The organism is Rhizobium sp. LC145, from assembly GCF_001005825.1.
Classification (GTDB): Bacteria; Pseudomonadota; Alphaproteobacteria; order Rhizobiales; family Rhizobiaceae; genus Neorhizobium.
The window spans coordinates 1-18,315 of record NZ_LBHV01000009.1 but is presented as its reverse complement, the minus strand read 5'-3'; the positions used below and the strand labels follow the sequence as shown (position 1 = coordinate 18,315).

Here is an 18,315-nt window from a genome sequence, read left to right as displayed (position 1 = left end):
CCAGACTCGATGGTCGGACTCCTGTCCGAGCCAAGACGCCGCCGTATTCTCGAATGGCTCCAGGAGGAAGGTTCCGCCCGCGTCCGGGAGTTGGCCAGCGCCTTCCGCGTATCTGAAGCGACAATCCGGCAAGATCTGGAAAGACTCGAAAACGACGGGTTCATCACCCGCGAGCACGGCGGCGCCTATCTCAACACCGCCCCGCCTCAAGCGGGAAGCATGACGCTCCACCACCAGGAGAACATGGACAAGAAGCGCCGGATTGGGGCTCTTGCAGCAAGCCTGGTGAAGGACGGCGAGACGCTGATCCTCGACGCCGGAACAACGACAACCGAAATCGCCACGCGGCTGACCAATCGGCGCGACCTCACGGTGATCACCAACGCCTTGAACATCGCCATCATACTGGGATCCGTGCCAACGATGGCAGTGCATATGCCGGGCGGCCAATTCAAATCGCCGACGCTTTCGCTCTCCGGTGACAAATCAGTCGAGTATTTCCGCAACATCTTTGCCGGCAAACTGTTTTTGGCGACCGCCGGTGTCGCCCTCGATGCCGGACTGACCTATCCGAGCTTCGCGGACCTTCAGCTCAAGGAAGCGATGATCAAGGCTGCGGCACACGTCTATCTCGTCGCTGACTCCACGAAGATCAACCGGTCGTCGTTCACGCGCCTCGGCTCGCTCGACGTCATCAATTCGTTCATCACGGACGATGGCATCGCCGACCGGGATGCAAAGGAATTCGAAAAGCGCGGCATAGAAATATTGATAGCAAAGTAGCGCCTATCACCCCCAACTGCATGCTCTCCTTGCACCCTGCTTGAGAATTGCATTCAAGCAGAGGCCGAATTCCGCTGTGCCCAGCACGGAGGTTGGACCATTCCCAAGTGCGGATGAGCCAAGCTGACGGCATGCTTATGAGATCAATCCGGTGATTGCTGCCTGGCACCCGTTTTTCGTGCTGCTTGCCGCAGCGCGACGGCATTTTGCTGCTCCACGGTGAGTTACCCAGCTCGCAATTCACGAAACTATCGATATCGAAGCGAAATGAGTCTCGGGGAAATACGAGGCCGACGCTGGCATTTTCGGCGCCAAACAAAATCATTCGAAAGAATTTGACATCAAACAAAAATATCTGAATAGTCTCTCGCGAAGGCTTGTACGATCTACGGGAGGAGATCCACGTGAAGACTTTGAAGAGGCTACTGGCTGTATCCGCGCTCGCCATCGCCACCACAGGGACGGCACAGGCTGAAGATCTGACGGTCTGGATCATCAGCTATTCCGCCGAATCCCAGGTCAAAGCGCTGCAGACCGCTGCGGAGCGCTTCGAAAAATCGCATCCCGACGTGAATGTTGAAATCGTTCAGCGCGGCGTCGACGAACACAAGACTGCGTTGCGGGTCGCCGCTGGTTCCGACAAGGGACCCGATGTCTACATGAGCTGGGCCGGGCTTGGTCTTGGCGGTGAATACGTCAAGGCTGGCCTGAGCAGGGACCTGACGCCCTATTATTCCCAATATGGCTGGGACAACCGCCTGACCGCCCCCTCTCTTGCCTTTGCAAGCAGCTATGGATCCGGCAAACATGGCGTGCCCTTCCGCTTCTCCGGCGAGGGTCTCTACTATAACAAAGCCATGTTCGAGCAGGCCGGCATCACCGAAGAACCCAAGAGCTATGAGGAACTCGTCGAGGCCGCAAAGAAGCTGAAGGAAGCGGGCATTCCAGCCTTCACGTTCGGGGGTTCCGTCAACTGGCATCTCATGCGTCTGATGGACGAGCTCCTGGAGACCACATGCGGCGCGGAGCTGCACGACCAACTGAAATCGCTGCAGGCAGACTGGAGCAAGACGGAGTGCGCGACCAAAGCGTTCGCCGAGATGCAGATGTGGGGGCAGAATTACATCCTGTCACCATTCATGGGTGTCGATCAGAAGCAATCCTTCACCCTGTTCCTGGCGAAGCGCGCGGCGATGATGCTCGAGGGCGACTGGCTGGTGTCCCAGATCAAGGAAGGCGGCAACCTCGACGATTACGGGGTCTTTCCGTTCCCGAACGGCACAGGTCGCCTCTATGGTTTCGCCGAGTATTTCTACATCTCATCCAAAACCAGCAAGCCTGATCTGGCGGCGGAATTCATCGACTCTTTCACCTCCACCGAGTTCCAGACTGAAATCGCGGGCGTCTTCGGAGCTCTTTCCGTGAACAAGGAGGTCAAGCTCAAGGACGACGCATCCGCCATGCATAAGGAATGGACGGAAATCTTCGCGGAGGCGACGGGCACCTTCGTCAACGGCGATCAGGCCTTTCCCCTGGATGTCACGACAGAATATTTCCGCGTCATCAACGACGTCGCCGCCGGCAGGCTCGAGCCGCAAGCTGCGGCCGGCGCGATGCAGACCTTCATCGGTAACCGCAAGTAAGCTGGCTACGACCTGACGTCTGCGCGTCCAACATGCGGCGCGGAGACCGCTACCCGCACGCGGGATCGGGGATTTGGACAAGCGGAACTCTCATGTTGAAATCGAAAGCCATGCAGTCCCCACGGACTCAAGCTCTCATGTTGATCGGTCCTGCCTTCGCCGTCTATGCGACGTTCGCGATCTGGCCGATGATCGAGGTCGTCATCCTGAGCTTTCAGCATTGGAACGGTCTCGACCCCCAACGGGAGTGGGTCGGTCTTGAAAACTATCGCTACATTCTGACCAGCGACACCGTCTTCTGGGTTGCGCTGCGCAACACGATAACCTGGACGATCCTGGCGGTCATCTTTCCGCCCACGATCGGCCTTCTGCTCGCGCTCGGATTGAACGAGCAGCTTTTCGGTCGCGTGCCGATGCGCGCGATCTACTATCTTCCGGTCATCATCGCGCCGATTGCGGTCGCAACGATGTGGCGGTGGATGTACGATCCTTTTTTCGGGCTTTTCAATCAGGTACTGACAAGTCTGAGCCTCCAGGCCTGGATCCAAGACTGGCTCGGCGACCGTGAGATCGCCCTCTATTCCATGTTCGTCGCCTACACCTGGCAATATGTCGGCTTTTCCATGGTGCTTTTCCTGGCTGGCCTGCAGGGGGTCGACCGCTCGCTCGTAGAAGCGGCGCGCATCGACGGCGCCAACCGGTGGCAGGTCTTCCGGCATGTAACGCTGCCCGCTCTACGCGTCACGCTGGCGATCGTCCTCGTCCTGTCGACCATTTCGTCCTTGAAGGCCTTCGATATCGTTTATGGGATGACCGGTGGTGGACCGGCACAATCGACCCAGATGCTCGCGCTGTGGGCGTTCATGCAATCGATGCAGATCTTCGATTTCGGCCGGGGCTCCGCCATCTCGGTCATTCTCCTCTTGGTCACCCTGACGATCGTCGTCCCCTATCTGCGCTGGTCGCAACGCGATGAAGGAGCCGCCGAATGACGGTTATGACAACGCATCTTGAAACCGATACGGTTGAGATAAAGCGCCGGCGGGATCCCTTCCTCATCCTTCTATGGCTGGTGCTGGTCGTCTTTGCCCTGCTTTGGGTTGCCCCGGTCGTGCTCATCGCCTTCACGGCGCTGAAATCCAATGCAGAGATTATGGCGACCAATGCCTTCACGCCGCCCGAGACCGTGGCCTGGAGCAATTTCTCCGGCGCCTGGGAGCGCGGCAATTTCGCAACGACATTCCGAAACAGCGCCATCATCACCGTCATCAAGGTCCCGCTGGGGCTGATGTTCTCGGCAATGGCCGCTTATGCGCTGGCGCGGATTAAACTGCGGTTCAGCAAGCTGCTCCTGCTGTTCTTTCTGTTCGGCGCCATGATCCCGTTTCAGGTCATGCTGGCACCGATTTTTACGCTGGTGAACGGTTTCGGGCTCATCGACACTTATCCGGGTGTCATCCTGCCCTACCTGGCGTTCGGGGTTCCCTATCAGGTCTTCATCCTGCACGGCTTCTTCAAAGCGGTCCCGAAGGAATTGTCGGAAGCGGCGCTCATCGACGGTGCCTCGCATCTGACCGTTTTCCGCAGGATCTTCCTGCCGATTTCCCTGCCGGTCCTGGCGGCTCTGCTCATCCTGGATTTTGTCTCCACCTGGAACGAGTTCGCCATGGCATTGGTCCTGCTTCAGGATCGCAACATGTGGACGCTGCCGCTGGGGCTCATGTCCTTCCAGGGACAGTTCTCGACCGACTACGGCCAGTTGAACGCAGCCATCGCCATGACCGTATTCCCTGCCGTCGTCGTCTACATGATCTTCCAGAGGTACTTCGTCAGCGGCCTGACATCGGGCGCCGTCAAGGGCTGAACATCATAGCATATTGAGGAGTGAACTATGGCTGAGCAACGAAGCCGCTGGGACGTTTTCGAATTTTCAGCAACTGGTCCTTCCAGTGGCAACCCCTATCTCGACATTTCGTTCGGCGCGACATTCTCGCTCGACAACCGTGAGATAAAAGTGCCCGGCTTCTATGACGGAGACGGTGTCTACAAGGTGCGTTTCTGCCCTGACACGGAAGGGGAATGGCGGTTCGTGACCGCATCCAGCGCCAATGAGCTTTCCGGGCTCCAGGGGACGCTGTCGGTCGGACCAGCCAGGAACGGGGTCCATGGACCTGTCAGGGTCCGCAACCAGTTTCATTTCGCTTATGCCGACGGCAAGCCTTATCTTCCTTTCGGAACGACCTGCTATGCCTGGACCCATCAGACGATGGAACTGCAAGAGCAGACGCTTGAGACCCTGAAGACAGCGCCGTTCAATAAGATCCGCATGGGAGTTTTTCCCAAGGACTACATCTACAACACCAACGAACCGCTGCACGACATCTACGAGAAGCGCGCCGACGGCAGCCACGACATGGATCGGCCGAACTTCGAAAGCTTCCGGCACTTCGAGACGCAGATCGGACGTCTAATGGAAATGGGCATCGAAGCGGATATCATCCTCTTCCATCCCTACGACCGATGGGGCTATTGCACCATGACCGAGGAGCAGGACTTCCGCTATCTCCGCTATATCGTCGCCCGCATCGCCGCCTATCGAAACGTCTGGTGGTCACTTGCGAACGAATATGATTTCCTGCTGGACACCAAGCCGATGGAGCGCTGGGACCGGTTCTTCCAGATCATCGAGGAGGGCGATCCGCTTCGCCATCCAAAATCGATCCACAACGGTGACGTGGACAAGAATTACGATCACCGCAAGCCATGGGTCGACCACGTCTGCATCCAGAACTGGGATGTCAAGAAAACTCTCGATTGGCGTCAGGCCTACGGCAAGCCGGTTATCAATGACGAACCGGAATATGAGGGCAACATTCCCAAGGAGTGGGGCAATATCCACGGCCATGAGCTGGTCAACCGGTATTGGCTGACGCTTTGCCGCGGCGGCTATATCGGCCATGGTGAAACCTTCATGCACGAGAATGACGAACTCTGGTGGGCAAAGGGCGGCACGCTCCGCGGGGATGCGCCACCCCGGATCGCATTCCTGCGCCGGTTGCTCGAAGAGGATGCCGTCAACGGATTGACCCCGCTGCTCGAACGGGGCACGCCGTTCAAGCGCGTCTCGGCAGTCCGCGACGGTGATGTGCGGTATATCTATTTTTCCGAGCATCAGCCGGTGGAGTGGGCGCTTGGCCTGCCCGAGGAAGACGGCGAATGGGACATTGATCTGATCGACGTCTGGAATATGACGATCACGCCGCTGGAGAAGGCGGCACTTCCGAAAGTCCATCCGCAGCGCATTACCGGAGGATCGCACATCACCAACCAGTTCGCGGCGGCGTTTGGATTGAAACTGCCGGGCAAGCCGTATCTCGCGGTACGAGTGCGTCCCCGCAAGAAGCATTGAGGAGTTGCAGCATGGCACCGGTTCAGGTCTCCAATCTGCGCAAGAGCTTCGGCGCACTGGACGTGATCCAGAACGTATCCATCGACATCACGGATGGAGAGTTTCTCATTCTGGTCGGCCCCTCCGGCTGCGGGAAATCCACACTTCTGCGAATGATCGCCGGACTTGAGGACATTTCCGACGGGCGGATCAGTATCGGGAACCGTATCGTGAACGCGCTCTCCCCGAAGGATCGCAACATTGCGATGGTGTTTCAAAACTACGCGCTCTATCCGCAGATGACGGTTGCGCAGAATATGGGCTTCTCGCTGGAGATTTCTGGCGTGAAGAAGGCCGAGATACAGAAGAAGGTGGCCGAGGCGGCGGAAGTTCTTGGCCTGACGTCGCTCCTGCAGCGAAAGCCCTCGCAACTGTCCGGCGGTCAGAGGCAGCGTGTCGCCATGGGGCGCGCCATTGTTCGCGATCCTGACGTTTTTCTCTTCGATGAGCCGCTTTCGAACCTGGACGCCAAGCTGCGCGTGCAGATGCGGGGGGAAATCAAGGCGCTCCACCAGAGACTGGGCTCGACGATTATCTATGTCACCCACGACCAGATCGAGGCCATGACAATGGCCGACCGGATCGTGGTCTTGCGCGGAGGCCGTGTCGAGCAGATCGGTACTCCGCTCGAACTCTACGATCGTCCCGCCAACATGTTCGTGGCGGGGTTTCTCGGCTCGCCGTCGATGAATTTCCTTAAGGGCACTATAGAGGGGCAATCGATGCGCCTGCCGGGAGGCGAACGTCTGGCGCTTCCGGCCGTTCCAAGCGGACACGCTGGCGAAGTCGTTATCGGCATTCGTCCGCAGAACGTGATCGTCAATGCTGAAGGAGGCACAGCGGCGGTTGTGAAGGTCATCGAACCGACCGGCGCCGAGACGTATGTCCTCGCCGAGATCGGAGGCATCGAAATCACCTGCGTCGTCAATGATCGCGTTGACTTCGAGCCAGGGCAGCAAATTCCCATTTCGATTGCATCGCCGAACCTTCACTTCTTCGATGCGGCAAGCGAAAGGCGTCTCACCGACGACACTGTCAGCCGAGCCAAGCTGGCCTAGTCAAAAAGATCGACCCAAGGCCGTTTCTCACGCCTCGACGGGTGCGGGCGCGGTGGATTCCCGCAAGATGAGCTCCACGGGCCAGAGCTCACGAATCTCTTCCGCTGGGACGGCCGGCAAGCATCTGCGGGACCAGCTCGGCCGATCTTACGCCCGCCGCCCGCATGGACGACCGGGTAGCGGAAAGCGAAGGCACCATGTTCTCCGCCGTCATCATCGAACCGGCAACGAAGGCGGTGGATCGCAGAGACTGCTCCAGAAAGGCTGATCTAAGAACATGGGGAAGGCAGGCCGGGAAAGACGCTTGCCACCTCGATACACCTCGGGAATTGCTCGGTTCGGCCTTGGGCACGACGCCCGCCACGACTATATGAGAGCAGCAGAGCACGGGGTATGAAATGAACAATGAACTGCAGGGCCGCGCCGCCCATGTCGCTGGGATCCGCGAACGCGCAGATGCGGAGATGATGGCGATCGGCATTGATGAAGCCTTCATCGGCTTGCTGGTCGAAACGTTTTATGGCCGCGTACTATCGCATCCGGAACTCGGACCCGTCTTTGACGCAAGGCTTTCGGGACGCTGGCCCGAGCATATGGAGAAGATGAAGAGCTTCTGGTCCGCCGTGGCTTTCCGCAACGGCGCCTATGGCGGCAAGCCGGTTCAGGCCCATCTCGGCATTGCCAACATGACGCCCGAGCTTTTTCCGAAATGGCTCGAACTGTTTGCTGCGACGCTCGACGATATCGCCCCGAACAAAGAGGCAAAGGCCTGGTTCATGGCGACAGCAGAGCGTATCGCCAGAAGCCTGACACTTTCGCTTTTCTACAATCCGGCGCTCGACGATCCGGCCCTTAAACGCTCCTGACCGCAGCTAACGCTTCTTCGGCATCCTCGAGCGACATCTCGAAAACCTTCCTGCCGATCTCGAAGCCGAACCCCGCCCTGGCAAAGGCGGAAAGCTCCTTTGCCTTGCGTTTTTCATCGAGATCGGCCTTTCGGAACGGCCCGAGGGCGCGCTTGCGGGCAAGGACAACCGCCGCATAGAGGTCGTCCGCGTCCGCAACGGCAGCGGCGATCGTGGTCCTTGCAACACCCTTTTGCGACAGTTTCTGCGCGATCGCGCGCTTCGACTTACCGCCTCGCATGCCACTTCGAGTGCTGATTTCAGCATAGGCGTTGTCGTCCAATGCCCTGTTGTCATAGGCAAACTGCACGGCGAAATCAGCCAATGCCTTTACCTGGGCTTCGCTGATCGGGTCGAATTTCTCTCGTGCCTTGCGGGCAACGCCGTCGAACAGCTGCTTTTCCGTGTGCATTCGGCGCTCAAGGCGGTAGATCGCCGAGTTGCGCGCCCATGTGAACATCCGCGCCGTAGGCACATCGGATTGCTGCGTCTCTTCATCCAAGTCCAAACTACACTCCGAAACGGCTGAATCGTTGAGCGCCGGCATGAGTTAAAGAGCGAAGATCGCATTGGTCCGGCAATTGCGCACCTTGTCGACCCGCCTTCCATCCCAATGAAAATCGAAATGATCCGCCTGCACCGGAATATCCATGAGATCCGGCCAGAAGATCGCGACGCATTCGCCATCCAGACAGCGCACACTGCGATAGATGATGCCGTTGGCTCCTCCAGCCCTCAGGCTCCGCCCCAATGCTTGCGAAGACTTGTAGGAATCCGGATCGTGATACTGGCTATGCGGCCTTGCATCATGCAGGTCGAGATCGAGCCGGTTGATCAGCATGCGGAATTGCGAAGTCCATCCCGGTTCCTCACCACTGTTTGCCATTGCCCTTCCATGGTGATGAGCCACCTCCCGAATGGCCACCTCCTCCCGATCGCCGGCACTATAGACCCCATAGGTACCGTCGGTGAATCGCCCTGGCCGATCGGTGCTGATATGGACGAACGGAGCCATAAGGTAGCTGGCGCCCGGCCCGCTTACACGCCGTTCCGCCGGCACCAGATCGAGCCTGCCGATATGATCCCAGATGCGCGGATTGGTCTTCGATTCCGCCGAAACCAGCGCCTCCCAATCCTGGGGTTCGGCGATATCCTCGAAAAGGTCGATGGGCGGGTGGATGGAGCGGATGATCCGGCAGGCCTTGGGCCACTGGACGCGGACGACCGAAAGGCGATCGTTCACCAGCCGCCACGCTCCGCATCAAGATAGGCTCGCACACGGGCCAACGAGAAGATATCCCCTTGCGCCATGACCTCGACCGGGGTGCGGCCGCCAAAGGCCTGGTTCGGCTTCTTCACCCAAGTGTAACCTCGCTCCGGATCTGAAAAGAGATAGCGGAGCCCCTTGTGGATACCCATGAGCAGTGAAAGACGCGTGGCGAGATCACGGTCGATGCGCCCGAGCTCACCGGCTTTCCACCGGGCATAGGTGCGAGCGGCAAGCCCTCCGAGTATCTCGCGGGCGTCTGCGTCGGATACCTGCCATTTTTCAAAAAGCCTGATAACCGCGCGTACCATCGCCTCCGCCTCGCGAGTGGTGATCTGCGGAATATCCGGAACGGCTTCCGTGCGCGGGATTTCCTGCAACATGGCAAATCTCCTTTCGGCATAAAATAGGAGAGTTTTTGCCATATGGCAAGTTTTTCGGGTCACCCCTGCTGTATGGCGCCCTCGGACGTACTTTGAAGCGCCGCGTCACCCCGCAACCACTTTGGCCTTGGAACCGATTGCAGCAGCGCCTGGGTATATTCGTGCTGCGGGGACGCAAACAGCGCTTCGGTCTCATTCTCCTCGACAACCCTTCCCTGCTTCATGACAAGAATTCGGTCGGCAAAGTGACGGACAATCGGCAGGTCGTGCGTGATGAAGATATAGGCCAAACCCAGGCGCCGTTGAAGATCGGCAAGAAGCTCGACCACCTGCATCTGAATCGAAACATCCAGCGCGGAGACCGCCTCATCACAGACGATCATCTCCGGGTCGCTGGCCAAAGCCCGTGCAATGGCGATGCGTTGACGCTGTCCTCCGGAGAACTGGTGCGGATACCGGTTTGCATGGTCCGGCTTGAGGCCGACCAGTTCAAGCAGCTCGACGACCCTGCCGGCCCACTGCGCGCGTGGAAGAATGTCGGGATGAATCGCCCACGGTTCCGAAATAATGGTCCGGACATCCATTCGTGGGTTCATCGAACCGAAGGGATCCTGGAACACCATCTGCACTCGTCGCCGGAACCTGCCGAGCGCCGGTCCTTCGAGCTTGAAAATATCCTCTCCCGCGAAGAATGCCTTACCAGCCGTGGGCTCGTTCAGCCGCAGCAGCATTCGTGCGATACTGGATTTACCGGAACCCGACTCACCGACGATGCCAAGGGTCTCGCCGCGACGAAGCGTAAAGTTGACATCGTCAACGGCTCGGAATTCCCGTTTTTCCGCAAAAAAACCAGCCTTCAGCAGATAATGCTTGCTCAGGTGCTTCACCCGCAGAAGCGGTTCACCTTGTATGGCGGATCGCCGCCGTTCCACCGCTGGTCGGCTATGCGGTACCGCTTCAATCAGCCGACGGGTGTAGGGATGTTTCGGCTCCTGGAAGACATTCTCCGCTTTCCCCGCCTCGACGATCTTGCCGGCATTCATCACGATGACACGGTCAGCCATGGCCGCCGCAACTTCGAGATCGTGCGTGATCATGATTATCGCCATTCCGGTCTCACGCTGAAGATCACGCAGCAGATCGAGAATCTGGGCCTGAACGCTCACGTCGAGCGCCGTGGTCGGTTCGTCCGCAATCAGGATATCGGGCTTCAGCGCGATGGCCATGGCGATCATCACCCGTTGCCGCTGGCCGCCCGAAAACTGATGCGGGTAAAAATCGGCACGCTTTCGAGCGTCCGGGATACCAACCCGTTCGAGCAATTTCACCACTCGCTCCCGAACGCTTCCCTCACCCGCGTCACCATGGCTCTCGAAGACCTCCGCGATCTGCCTGCCAACCGTGTAGACGGGGTTGAGATAGGCGAGCGGGTCCTGGAAGATCATTGCGATGCGTCGACCATTGAGATCCCTTCGCATTTCGGCGTCCAGGCACATCAAATCCATGCCGTCGAAACTGCAGGTTCCTGCGACGATATCGCCGGGAGGACAATCGATCAGTCCCATAATGGTGCCGGTACTGACGCTCTTACCGGAGCCGCTTTCCCCAAGAATGACAAGTGTTTCGCCCCTGCGAACCTGGAAGGAAACTGAATCCACTGCTCGGACCGGCTCCTCCTCCGAGAGGAAATCGACCGTCAGGCCCTTGAGGTCCAGAATGATGTCGCGTGCTGCGCTCATCGAGCCGCCTTTCTCAATGCCTGAACGCGCCAACGCTGTTGTGGATCGGCAACCATGCGGGCCCAGCTCGCCAGGATGTTGAGCGAGAGCGTGGTGAGCATGATGGCAAGCCCCGGCCAGAATGCGATCCACCACGCCGTGGTGAGATAACCCCGGCCATTGGCCACCATGGCGCCCCAGGTGAAATCCGGTGGCTGAATGCCGAGGCCGAGAAAGCTCAGCGCCGACTCCGCCAGGATAACCGTTGCGAAATCGACAGCGGCGATTGTCATCAGCGTCGGCAGAACCAAAGGAGAGATATGCCTAAAGAGGATGCGCCCGGAGCCCGCCCCCATCGATCGGGCAGCGCTTACGAACATTCGCTCGCGCAACTCGAGCACTTCTGCCCGACACGTCCTCAGATAGATCGGCACACGGGTAATGGCCAGCACGATCACCAGATTGATGATACTTGGCCCCAGGGTATAGAGCACGATCAGAGCCAGCAGGAGAGACGGGAAGCTCATCACGATATCCGCCAAACGCATGATCAACTGACTGTACCAGCGTTCGGAATATCCGGCGAGGAGGCCAAGGGCGCCGCCGATCGTCATCGAGCAGACGACAGCAGCCGCGGCAATCGCCAAGGTATTCTGGGCTCCAACAATAAGTCGCGCCAGGATCGGCCGTCCGAGTGTATCGGCGCCCAGGACATAGAGCCATCCCTGCTCGAAATCGAACGGAGGCAGATTGCGTTGGCGCAAACCCAGCCGGCCGGCCTCATCACCGACCCACAGAGGACCGAAGATGGCCAATGATATCAGCAGGACCAGAAAAAGAGCCGATGCCAGGGCGAATTTGTCCCGCATCAAATAGATCAGGACGACCTGCAGGCGGCTTTTCGGTCTGGTCATAGGTGCGTCAAGAGCCATGATCTCAGCCTTAGTAACGGATACGGGGATCGAGAGCTGCGTAAAGAAGGTCGATCGCTATGTTCAGGACGAAGATCGCGATGGCGGTCACGAGGATGGTCGATTGCACGACAGCAAAGTCCCGCTGGATGATGGAGTCGATCATCAATTTGCCGATGCCCGGCCAACCGAAGATAGTCTCGACCACGACAGCCCCGTTAATCAAACCGGTCGCCAGGTCTCCGGCAACCGTGATCACCGGCAGCAGCGAATTTCGTAGTGCGTGACCAAAGATGATCTTCCGCCGCGCCATACCCTTCGCATGCGCCGTCCGGATGTATGGTGAGGCAAGGGCCGAGAGCATCGTTCCCCGAACCACCTGTACAAGCAGTCCAAACGGCCGCAGCATCAGGACGAAGACCGGCATCACCCAATAGGCAAACCCGCCGGTGCCGGAGGTAGGCAACAGTTCGAAGCCGACAGCAAAGATCAATATCCCGACAATGGCGATCCAAAAGTCGGGCGCGCTTGCCCCTCCCAACGACACGATGCTGGCAATCCTGTCGAAACGGCTGCCGGGACGAGCGGCGGCAAGAGAGCCGACGAGCACGGCAAGCAGCGTCGACAGGGTCATTGCGACGAAGGCCAGTTTCAGCGTTTGAGGAAACGCCTCGAGCGCGACTTCCATGGCCGAGCGGTTTTGGCGCAGTGATTGGCCGAAGTCCAGATCCAGCAGGTCCTTCAGATACTGCAGGAACTGCCAGTAGATAGGCTGATCCAATCCGTTCAGCCGCGCGAATGCCGTCCTTGCTTCGATGCTTGAATCGAGCGGCAGATAGAGGGCGGAAGGGTCTCCCGTCAATCTGGTGAGAAAGAAGACGAGGGTCAGCAGGCCAAGGACTGAAACAAGGCTGTGGAACGACCGCCGCCCGAGATAACTGAGCATTCAACGCCCCTAGGTATTTGTCATCTGAGGAAAGAACGACGCGGGATCGCCACTCCCGCGTCTGCTTCGTCAATCTTTCAAGGCTATGTTGGCGAGCGGAATCTCGCTGTTCGTGGTAATATCCGGCTTCCAGTCAAGCCGTGGGCCGACGCGCGTATATCCGATCATGTGGAACATCGGTATGTCTGCCACGACGTCGTTGCGTACCTTTGCAAACAGCGCCTTGAATTTGGCCGTGCGGTCCTCACCCGTCGCCGCCATTGCAGCATCGACTTCCTGATCGAGCGCCGGATCGTGGAGTGTCGAATAGCTGCCGTTGGAGTGATAGAAGATGGGCACGGTAAAGGCGGCATCGCCCTTGTTGTTGTCGTGCATCATCTGCAGCAGATTGGGACCGCGCCCCTCGGGGAATGGCTTTTGCAGGTATCTCAGCCAATCTGCCACGTCGAGCATCGTCAATTTAACGTTCAAACCGGCTTCCTGCCACATGGCCATCATGGCTTCCATGGCTTCCGCCCCATTGGGATAGATGCCGTTGCGCCCGATCAGTTCGATTTCGGTATCGACAGGCACGCCGGCGGCGCGGGCTTCCGCGATCAACGCCTTGGCCTGTTCCGGATCGTAGGCCCAGGGCTCAAATTCGCTATTGTGGCCGTTGATGCCGGGCACCACCATTTGCGAGGCACGCTTGACGTCGTCACCGAATAGCTGCGCAAGCCCTTCCCAGTCGATCGCAAGATTGAGAGCCTTGCGAATGCGGACATCGTTAAGGGGAGCGAAATCGGTGTCGATCCGAATCGCCGTGGTCTCCGAGTTCAGATAGGCGAAGTCCGTTTGGGGATTATTGGCATCCTGGATGGCGATGGATGGCGTCAAATCCGCCTCACCGGTTTCAACCATGGCTGCGCGGATCGAAGATTCCGATCTCCAAACATAGGTGGCCTTGGTTATATCCGGATCTTCACCCCAATAGCCGTCGAAGGCTTCCAACACCACCGTTTGGGGTGAGAAGGTAGTGAGTTTGTAAGGACCTGTGCCGATCGGATCGTTGACTGCTTTGTCAGCGGGCGTCTTCGGTGACACCACCATGACGACGCTCAAAAGCGTCGGCAAGATCGGCTGTGGCTTGTCCGACTTGATCTCGACCGTCCGGTCGTCGACGGCCGTGACCGTCAACTTGGCATCACCGAACTTGGCGATATTGCTGCAGGTTACCTTGCCGCCGGTCATGCGCTCGATGGAAAACACCACCGCTTCGGCGTTAAGGTCCGTACCGTCGTGAAATTTCACGCTATCTCGCAGCTTCAAATGCCAGGTGTTCGGATCGACCTGGCTCCATTCGGTCGCCAGCCTCGGTTGCGGCTGACCGCTGGTCGGGTCGATGACCGTCAAGGGTTCGACCACATTCTGGCTCAGTATCTGGCCGACATTGGTGATGATCGTGCCGCATGGCTCCAGGTTTGCCGGCTGCTCCGGCAATACGATGCGCACTTCGGATGCTGGTTGAGCCGCAGCTAGCGCTGCAGATGCCCCCAAAAACACAGCGCCGGCGACGACGCGGATGCTCATTTTTCTCATTGCACTCCTCCCGATTGTACAACTCGATGATTTCAAATGCGGGCGGAAGCTCCGCCTGCAGATCCAGAGCGCCCCAATCGGCGCGTAGCATCTCCTACTTCCTCCAACCTCTGACTTGCCAAGGCAGCCGTACCGATGGCCGTGTTCCGTGAACCACACAGCCTCCCGATATGCTTCTGGCCACCGCCGCTGAAGGTTTATGCGCCATTTAATTTATTGAGCGGCAACCAGCCCTTCAACGACATCATACATACTGACATAATGTCGTATGATGACTATAAGGATGAGTCAACCCTTTAGGGCGCCTCCGCCATCGTCGCGCGAATTCCTCAACGCTCGATACCGCTCGATACCGGTCACTAGATGGCGCCGCATCGCCTCGCGCGCCCTGTCCGGGTCCCGGACAAGAATGGCCTCGCCAATCTCCCGATGCTCATCAAGAATCGGTTCGTCACGGTTTGGTAGCGGTTCGACGCCGCCCATAGCCGACCGAAACTTGACGCGAGGGATCATTCTTCGCCCCACATGCTCGAGAAAGGCGCGAAACCGGCCATTATTGGAGGCTGCCGCAATCGCCATATGGAATTGGAAGTCCGCGTCGTCCGTTGGCAGGTTCTGCGACGCCAGTGCCGCGAAACGGTCCACCTGAGCCTGAATCTCGGCCTCCTGAGCTGGCGAACTTCTGAGCGCAGCCAAGCCGGCCGCCTCCACCTCGATGCCTATCCTGAATTCCAGTTCCTCGATGATGTCGGAGATTTTGCAGGTTCTGCCGGTGAACAGTTTCAAGCCGCCATCCGACTGGCTCGGCCCCAACACGAAGACGCCCGCTCCCTGCCGGGATTCCACCAGACCATCCGCCCGCAAAGCCGCAATCGCTTCCCTGATCACCGTGCGACTGAACCCGAAACGGCCAACAAGAGCCGGCTCGGTAGGCAACTTGTCGCCTGGAGCATAATAGCCCGCCTCGATTTGGCTCCTGAGAGCTTCGGCAGCCTGGGAAGACAAGGAACGACGAAAGGTTTTTGGTTCAGCGACTGCCATAAGCCCTCCGGGAGATCTGGAATAGACATATTATGACAATCACTCCATCATACCATCTCTATAACAGGAGTGCACAAAGACACCAAGAGGCTTTGTCAATCTCACGAAAGCAGCTGGGCTTTGAACTTCCCGCCCTATCGTTGAACGACTTACAGCTCGGCCGATTCCGGCTTATATCGTCACAATGGTCATTCTAGTCAGGAGAAGAAGAATGCAGGCGTCGACGCATAACGATGAAAGCTGGACCGACGCCCGCGCGAAAGCAAAACTACCTGAGATCATCGAACGTGCGCAGTCCGCGCCGCAGACGATTATCCGAAATGGAAGCCAAGCGTCGTCGTGGTCTCGGCCCAAGAGTGGCAGAGGAAGATCGCATGCAAGGGTACACTTGCAGAATTTCTGATGGAATCACCACTACGCGGCGCAGACCTGGACCTTGAGCGCCAATGCGACGAACCACGTGACCTGCCGCTGTGAGACTTCTGCTCGACACCAGCGTTTGGTCAGAGGTGGCAAGGCCCCGCCCTGAAGTTCGCGTTGTGGAATGGCTAAGATGCGCCCTAACCGTGGTGGATACCTTCCCGCGCTCCTCGCCTGCCGTTGATCAGGCGTCTTTGCGCTTAGCAGATCGTCATGGCTGAAGCGTAACGATCTGGGGTTCATCATCCGCGGACTCGGGGCCTTGCCGGGGCCAGTTTCGAGGATCGGCAAGTCTTACGATGCGCTGCTGGCAGTCTGGGCATAGTTCAAATGCCTCATTCAGACGCGATGTCTCACCGATCGATGTAATCTCGACGCGCAGGACACGCCACTCATCGATCTTGCGCGTCGTAAACTGTACGTCGCACCCTGCGCATATCCAGGTTGGCTTTGCCATACCTGTTCCTCTCCTCTTTGTTCCCAATCTATATTGCACGAAAGGGTGCCGAACGCGAGCTACCCCTTTTGGGGGATAGCTGGAGCAATGGGCGTTAAAATGGTCATTTGAACGGCCATTGCTCCAGCTAAGTAGAAGCTTCGTCGGGAATGCCAAGGGAGGAAAAAGTTCGACAGGAATGCCCCCGGCTCGGGGGGACGCGGGGCGGAGCTGCTTGAATCTGGCGGGATGTAAGGTTCCGGCGGGCCGCTAACGCAACTGGCTGGGAGTTTTATGCCTATGGGTCTTCATCATATTCGTGAGATGGCTTTGGCTTGAGAACCCGCTCAGAAACGCCACCTCCGCCACCGGCATCGTCGTTTCGGAGAGCAGTTTTTCCGCAAAGTCGAGACGACGTTCCAGGACGTAGCGATAAGGCGGGCAGCCAAAAGTTTTGGAGAAAGCCTGTGTGAAATGCCCCGGCGAAAGACCGCAGATGGCGGCGAGCTCCGACGTGGTCAGCTTCCGGCTGAAATGCTCGTGCAGATAATCCCTGATCCTGGTGGCAGCGGCCGCCGAAAGGCCACCCTTGCCCACCTTTTCCGGCTTTCCGGCATTCGAATAGTTGCGAAGCACGTGAACACCCAGCACTGTTATGAGGGAGTCGAGATAGAGTTCGTTCGAATGATCGGGCCGATTCAGTTCCGCCTTTATCATTTTGGCGAACTGCAAGGCCGTGTTGTCGGCAGTATAAGAAACCGGTCTCAAATTGACTTCCGGGCGATCGAACTCCTGGCCAGCAAGCTCGAGCATGCTTTCGGCCGAGATTGCAATAACAACGCCGTCAGTGGTGGACGACCAGTTGGCTTTCCCCTCTACTCCAAACGGTCGGACTGCGATCATGCCGGGTGTGACATCGAAGGTTCGATAGGGCTCGGATTCGAATGCGAAGCTGAATTTGGGTGAGCCGGCCAGCATGATTGCGATACTGTGTCCGGTTGAGGGGAATTCCTGCGATCCCGGTGGCTGTCGCCAATGAACCGCGCCACCCCGAAACGCCATCTTCCGCGGCCCGACGTCGTCGGGCACATGCCTCAGCAGACCAGCGTCTGCAAGATCTCTGTACATTTCAATGAATAACCCGCCCCACAACAAGCCGCCCCCAAGCGGCATAGAAACGTTAGCAACGCCCGGTAGCTAAAACCATTACTAATTTTCGCATGCGCACACCTTGAGGTTATCGCATGGCAAATATCCCACAGATCTCCGTCAGCTCTGTAACGGATCGGGATTTTTGCGGGCAGAGCCGACGCAATCATGCCCACCGCCGCAGCCGGCTACCTGTCGCGTACTTTCATCCGGCGTGGTAGTGTCCCCTGAAATGAAGATGCTTCCCGGCGACGGCGGGAAGCATGTTTCAGCTCAAAATTTCCCGACGAGATTGAGGAAGACGCCCTGATCGTCGGGGGTGAGGTCTCTCAGGTCATCGGAGAAACGGCCGAAGTTATAGCCGACGCCCACCCTGAAGTTGTTTTCGACATGACGGTAAATCGCGGCGAGCGCACCATAGTCGATGGTGTCGACCTCAGGCGTGTGCATCACCCATCCTTCGAGAAGGATATCCCAGCTCTTGAACGGATGCGAACCTACGACACCTGGATCCACACTGTCGTTATCGGGACCAGGGATTGATCACCTTCAACCCAGCAGCCTCGAACGGGCTTGTGTCGCGAGTGGCGATTGCAAGACCATTCGCTGCTGCTATGGCGGCAATGTAG

At 58.2% G+C, this 18,315-nt stretch carries 17 protein-coding genes and 3 pseudogenes; 8 read left to right on the top strand and 12 right to left on the bottom strand.

What is annotated here, in order from left to right; genetic code table 11:
- Positions 1-9 precede the first annotated feature (9 nt).
- From YH62_RS22070 to ugpC, 6 genes are all read left to right on the top strand, one after another.
- On the top strand, positions 10-783 hold the full coding sequence (locus YH62_RS22070) for a DeoR/GlpR family DNA-binding transcription regulator (protein WP_046796455.1): 774 nt from the start codon (positions 10-12) through the stop codon (positions 781-783).
- 404 nt (positions 784-1,187) lie between these two features.
- Positions 1,188-2,426 (top strand): extracellular solute-binding protein, encoded by a 1,239-nt coding sequence (locus tag YH62_RS22065; RefSeq protein ID WP_046796454.1) that lies wholly within the window; start codon positions 1,188-1,190, stop codon positions 2,424-2,426.
- 92 nt (positions 2,427-2,518) lie between these two features.
- A complete protein-coding gene (locus tag YH62_RS22060; protein WP_046796453.1) occupies positions 2,519-3,418 on the top strand; it encodes a sugar ABC transporter permease in 900 nt (299 codons plus the stop codon).
- Entirely contained in the window at positions 3,415-4,290 is an 876-nt protein-coding gene (locus YH62_RS22055) for a carbohydrate ABC transporter permease (protein WP_046796452.1), read from the top strand. The genes YH62_RS22060 and YH62_RS22055 overlap by 4 nt, the downstream gene beginning before the upstream one ends.
- A gap of 27 nt (positions 4,291-4,317) precedes the next feature.
- On the top strand, positions 4,318-5,835 hold the full coding sequence (locus tag YH62_RS22050; protein WP_046796451.1) for a DUF5060 domain-containing protein: 1,518 nt from the start codon (positions 4,318-4,320) through the stop codon (positions 5,833-5,835).
- A gap of 11 nt (positions 5,836-5,846) precedes the next feature.
- A complete protein-coding gene (ugpC, locus tag YH62_RS22045; protein WP_046796450.1) occupies positions 5,847-6,932 on the top strand; it encodes a sn-glycerol-3-phosphate ABC transporter ATP-binding protein UgpC in 1,086 nt (361 codons plus the stop codon).
- Between the two features lie 27 nt (positions 6,933-6,959).
- Here ugpC and YH62_RS30820 read toward each other — a convergent pair.
- Positions 6,960-7,197 (bottom strand): annotated as a pseudogene (locus YH62_RS30820) (transcriptional regulator); the annotation flags it as partial.
- Between the two features lie 133 nt (positions 7,198-7,330).
- Between YH62_RS30820 and YH62_RS22040 the strand changes: the two are divergent.
- The gene (locus YH62_RS22040; RefSeq protein ID WP_046796449.1) at positions 7,331-7,798 is read left to right on the top strand and encodes a truncated hemoglobin; all 468 of its coding nucleotides are present in this window, start codon (positions 7,331-7,333) and stop codon (positions 7,796-7,798) included.
- On the opposite strand, the gene recX is transcribed toward YH62_RS22040, so the two are convergent.
- The 8 genes from recX to YH62_RS22000 all read right to left on the bottom strand — a co-directional run bounded on the left by recX (position 7,785) and on the right by YH62_RS22000 (position 15,681).
- A complete protein-coding gene (recX, locus tag YH62_RS22035; RefSeq protein WP_046796627.1) occupies positions 7,785-8,339 on the bottom strand; it encodes a recombination regulator RecX in 555 nt (184 codons plus the stop codon). The genes YH62_RS22040 and recX overlap by 14 nt on opposite strands.
- A 48-nt stretch (positions 8,340-8,387) precedes the next feature.
- Positions 8,388-9,080 carry an RES family NAD+ phosphorylase gene (locus YH62_RS22030; RefSeq protein ID WP_046796448.1) on the bottom strand — a complete coding sequence of 231 codons (693 nt, stop codon included), beginning with the start codon at positions 9,078-9,080 and terminating at the stop codon, positions 8,388-8,390.
- Positions 9,077-9,487 (bottom strand): MbcA/ParS/Xre antitoxin family protein, encoded by a 411-nt coding sequence (locus YH62_RS22025; protein ID WP_046796447.1) that lies wholly within the window; start codon positions 9,485-9,487, stop codon positions 9,077-9,079. Before YH62_RS22025 ends, YH62_RS22030 begins: the two co-directional genes overlap by 4 nt.
- A 59-nt stretch (positions 9,488-9,546) precedes the next feature.
- On the bottom strand, positions 9,547-11,226 hold the full coding sequence (locus tag YH62_RS22020) for an ABC transporter ATP-binding protein (RefSeq protein ID WP_046796446.1): 1,680 nt from the start codon (positions 11,224-11,226) through the stop codon (positions 9,547-9,549).
- On the bottom strand, positions 11,223-12,119 hold the full coding sequence (locus YH62_RS22015) for an ABC transporter permease (RefSeq protein ID WP_245282153.1): 897 nt from the start codon (positions 12,117-12,119) through the stop codon (positions 11,223-11,225). Before YH62_RS22015 ends, YH62_RS22020 begins: the two co-directional genes overlap by 4 nt.
- 28 nt (positions 12,120-12,147) lie before the next feature.
- Positions 12,148-13,062 (bottom strand): ABC transporter permease, encoded by a 915-nt coding sequence (locus tag YH62_RS22010; RefSeq protein ID WP_046796444.1) that lies wholly within the window; start codon positions 13,060-13,062, stop codon positions 12,148-12,150.
- A 69-nt stretch (positions 13,063-13,131) separates the two neighbouring features.
- Positions 13,132-14,640 carry an ABC transporter substrate-binding protein gene (locus tag YH62_RS22005; RefSeq protein ID WP_082118455.1) on the bottom strand — a complete coding sequence of 503 codons (1,509 nt, stop codon included), beginning with the start codon at positions 14,638-14,640 and terminating at the stop codon, positions 13,132-13,134.
- 288 nt (positions 14,641-14,928) lie between these two features.
- A complete protein-coding gene (locus tag YH62_RS22000; protein ID WP_046796443.1) occupies positions 14,929-15,681 on the bottom strand; it encodes a FadR/GntR family transcriptional regulator in 753 nt (250 codons plus the stop codon).
- A gap of 211 nt (positions 15,682-15,892) precedes the next feature.
- Between YH62_RS22000 and YH62_RS30815 the strand changes: the two are divergent.
- Positions 15,893-16,158, top strand: a pseudogene (locus YH62_RS30815) (type II toxin-antitoxin system prevent-host-death family antitoxin).
- A 649-nt stretch (positions 16,159-16,807) separates the two neighbouring features.
- Here YH62_RS30815 and YH62_RS21990 read toward each other — a convergent pair.
- The 3 genes and pseudogenes from YH62_RS21990 to YH62_RS30810 all read right to left on the bottom strand — a co-directional run.
- Positions 16,808-17,515 carry an AraC family transcriptional regulator gene (locus tag YH62_RS21990; protein WP_245282152.1) on the bottom strand — a complete coding sequence of 236 codons (708 nt, stop codon included), beginning with the start codon at positions 17,513-17,515 and terminating at the stop codon, positions 16,808-16,810.
- A gap of 444 nt (positions 17,516-17,959) precedes the next feature.
- Entirely contained in the window at positions 17,960-18,136 is a 177-nt protein-coding gene (locus YH62_RS21985; RefSeq protein ID WP_245282151.1) for a hypothetical protein, read from the bottom strand.
- A 73-nt stretch (positions 18,137-18,209) separates the two neighbouring features.
- A pseudogene (locus YH62_RS30810) lies at positions 18,210-18,315 on the bottom strand (VapC toxin family PIN domain ribonuclease); the annotation flags it as partial.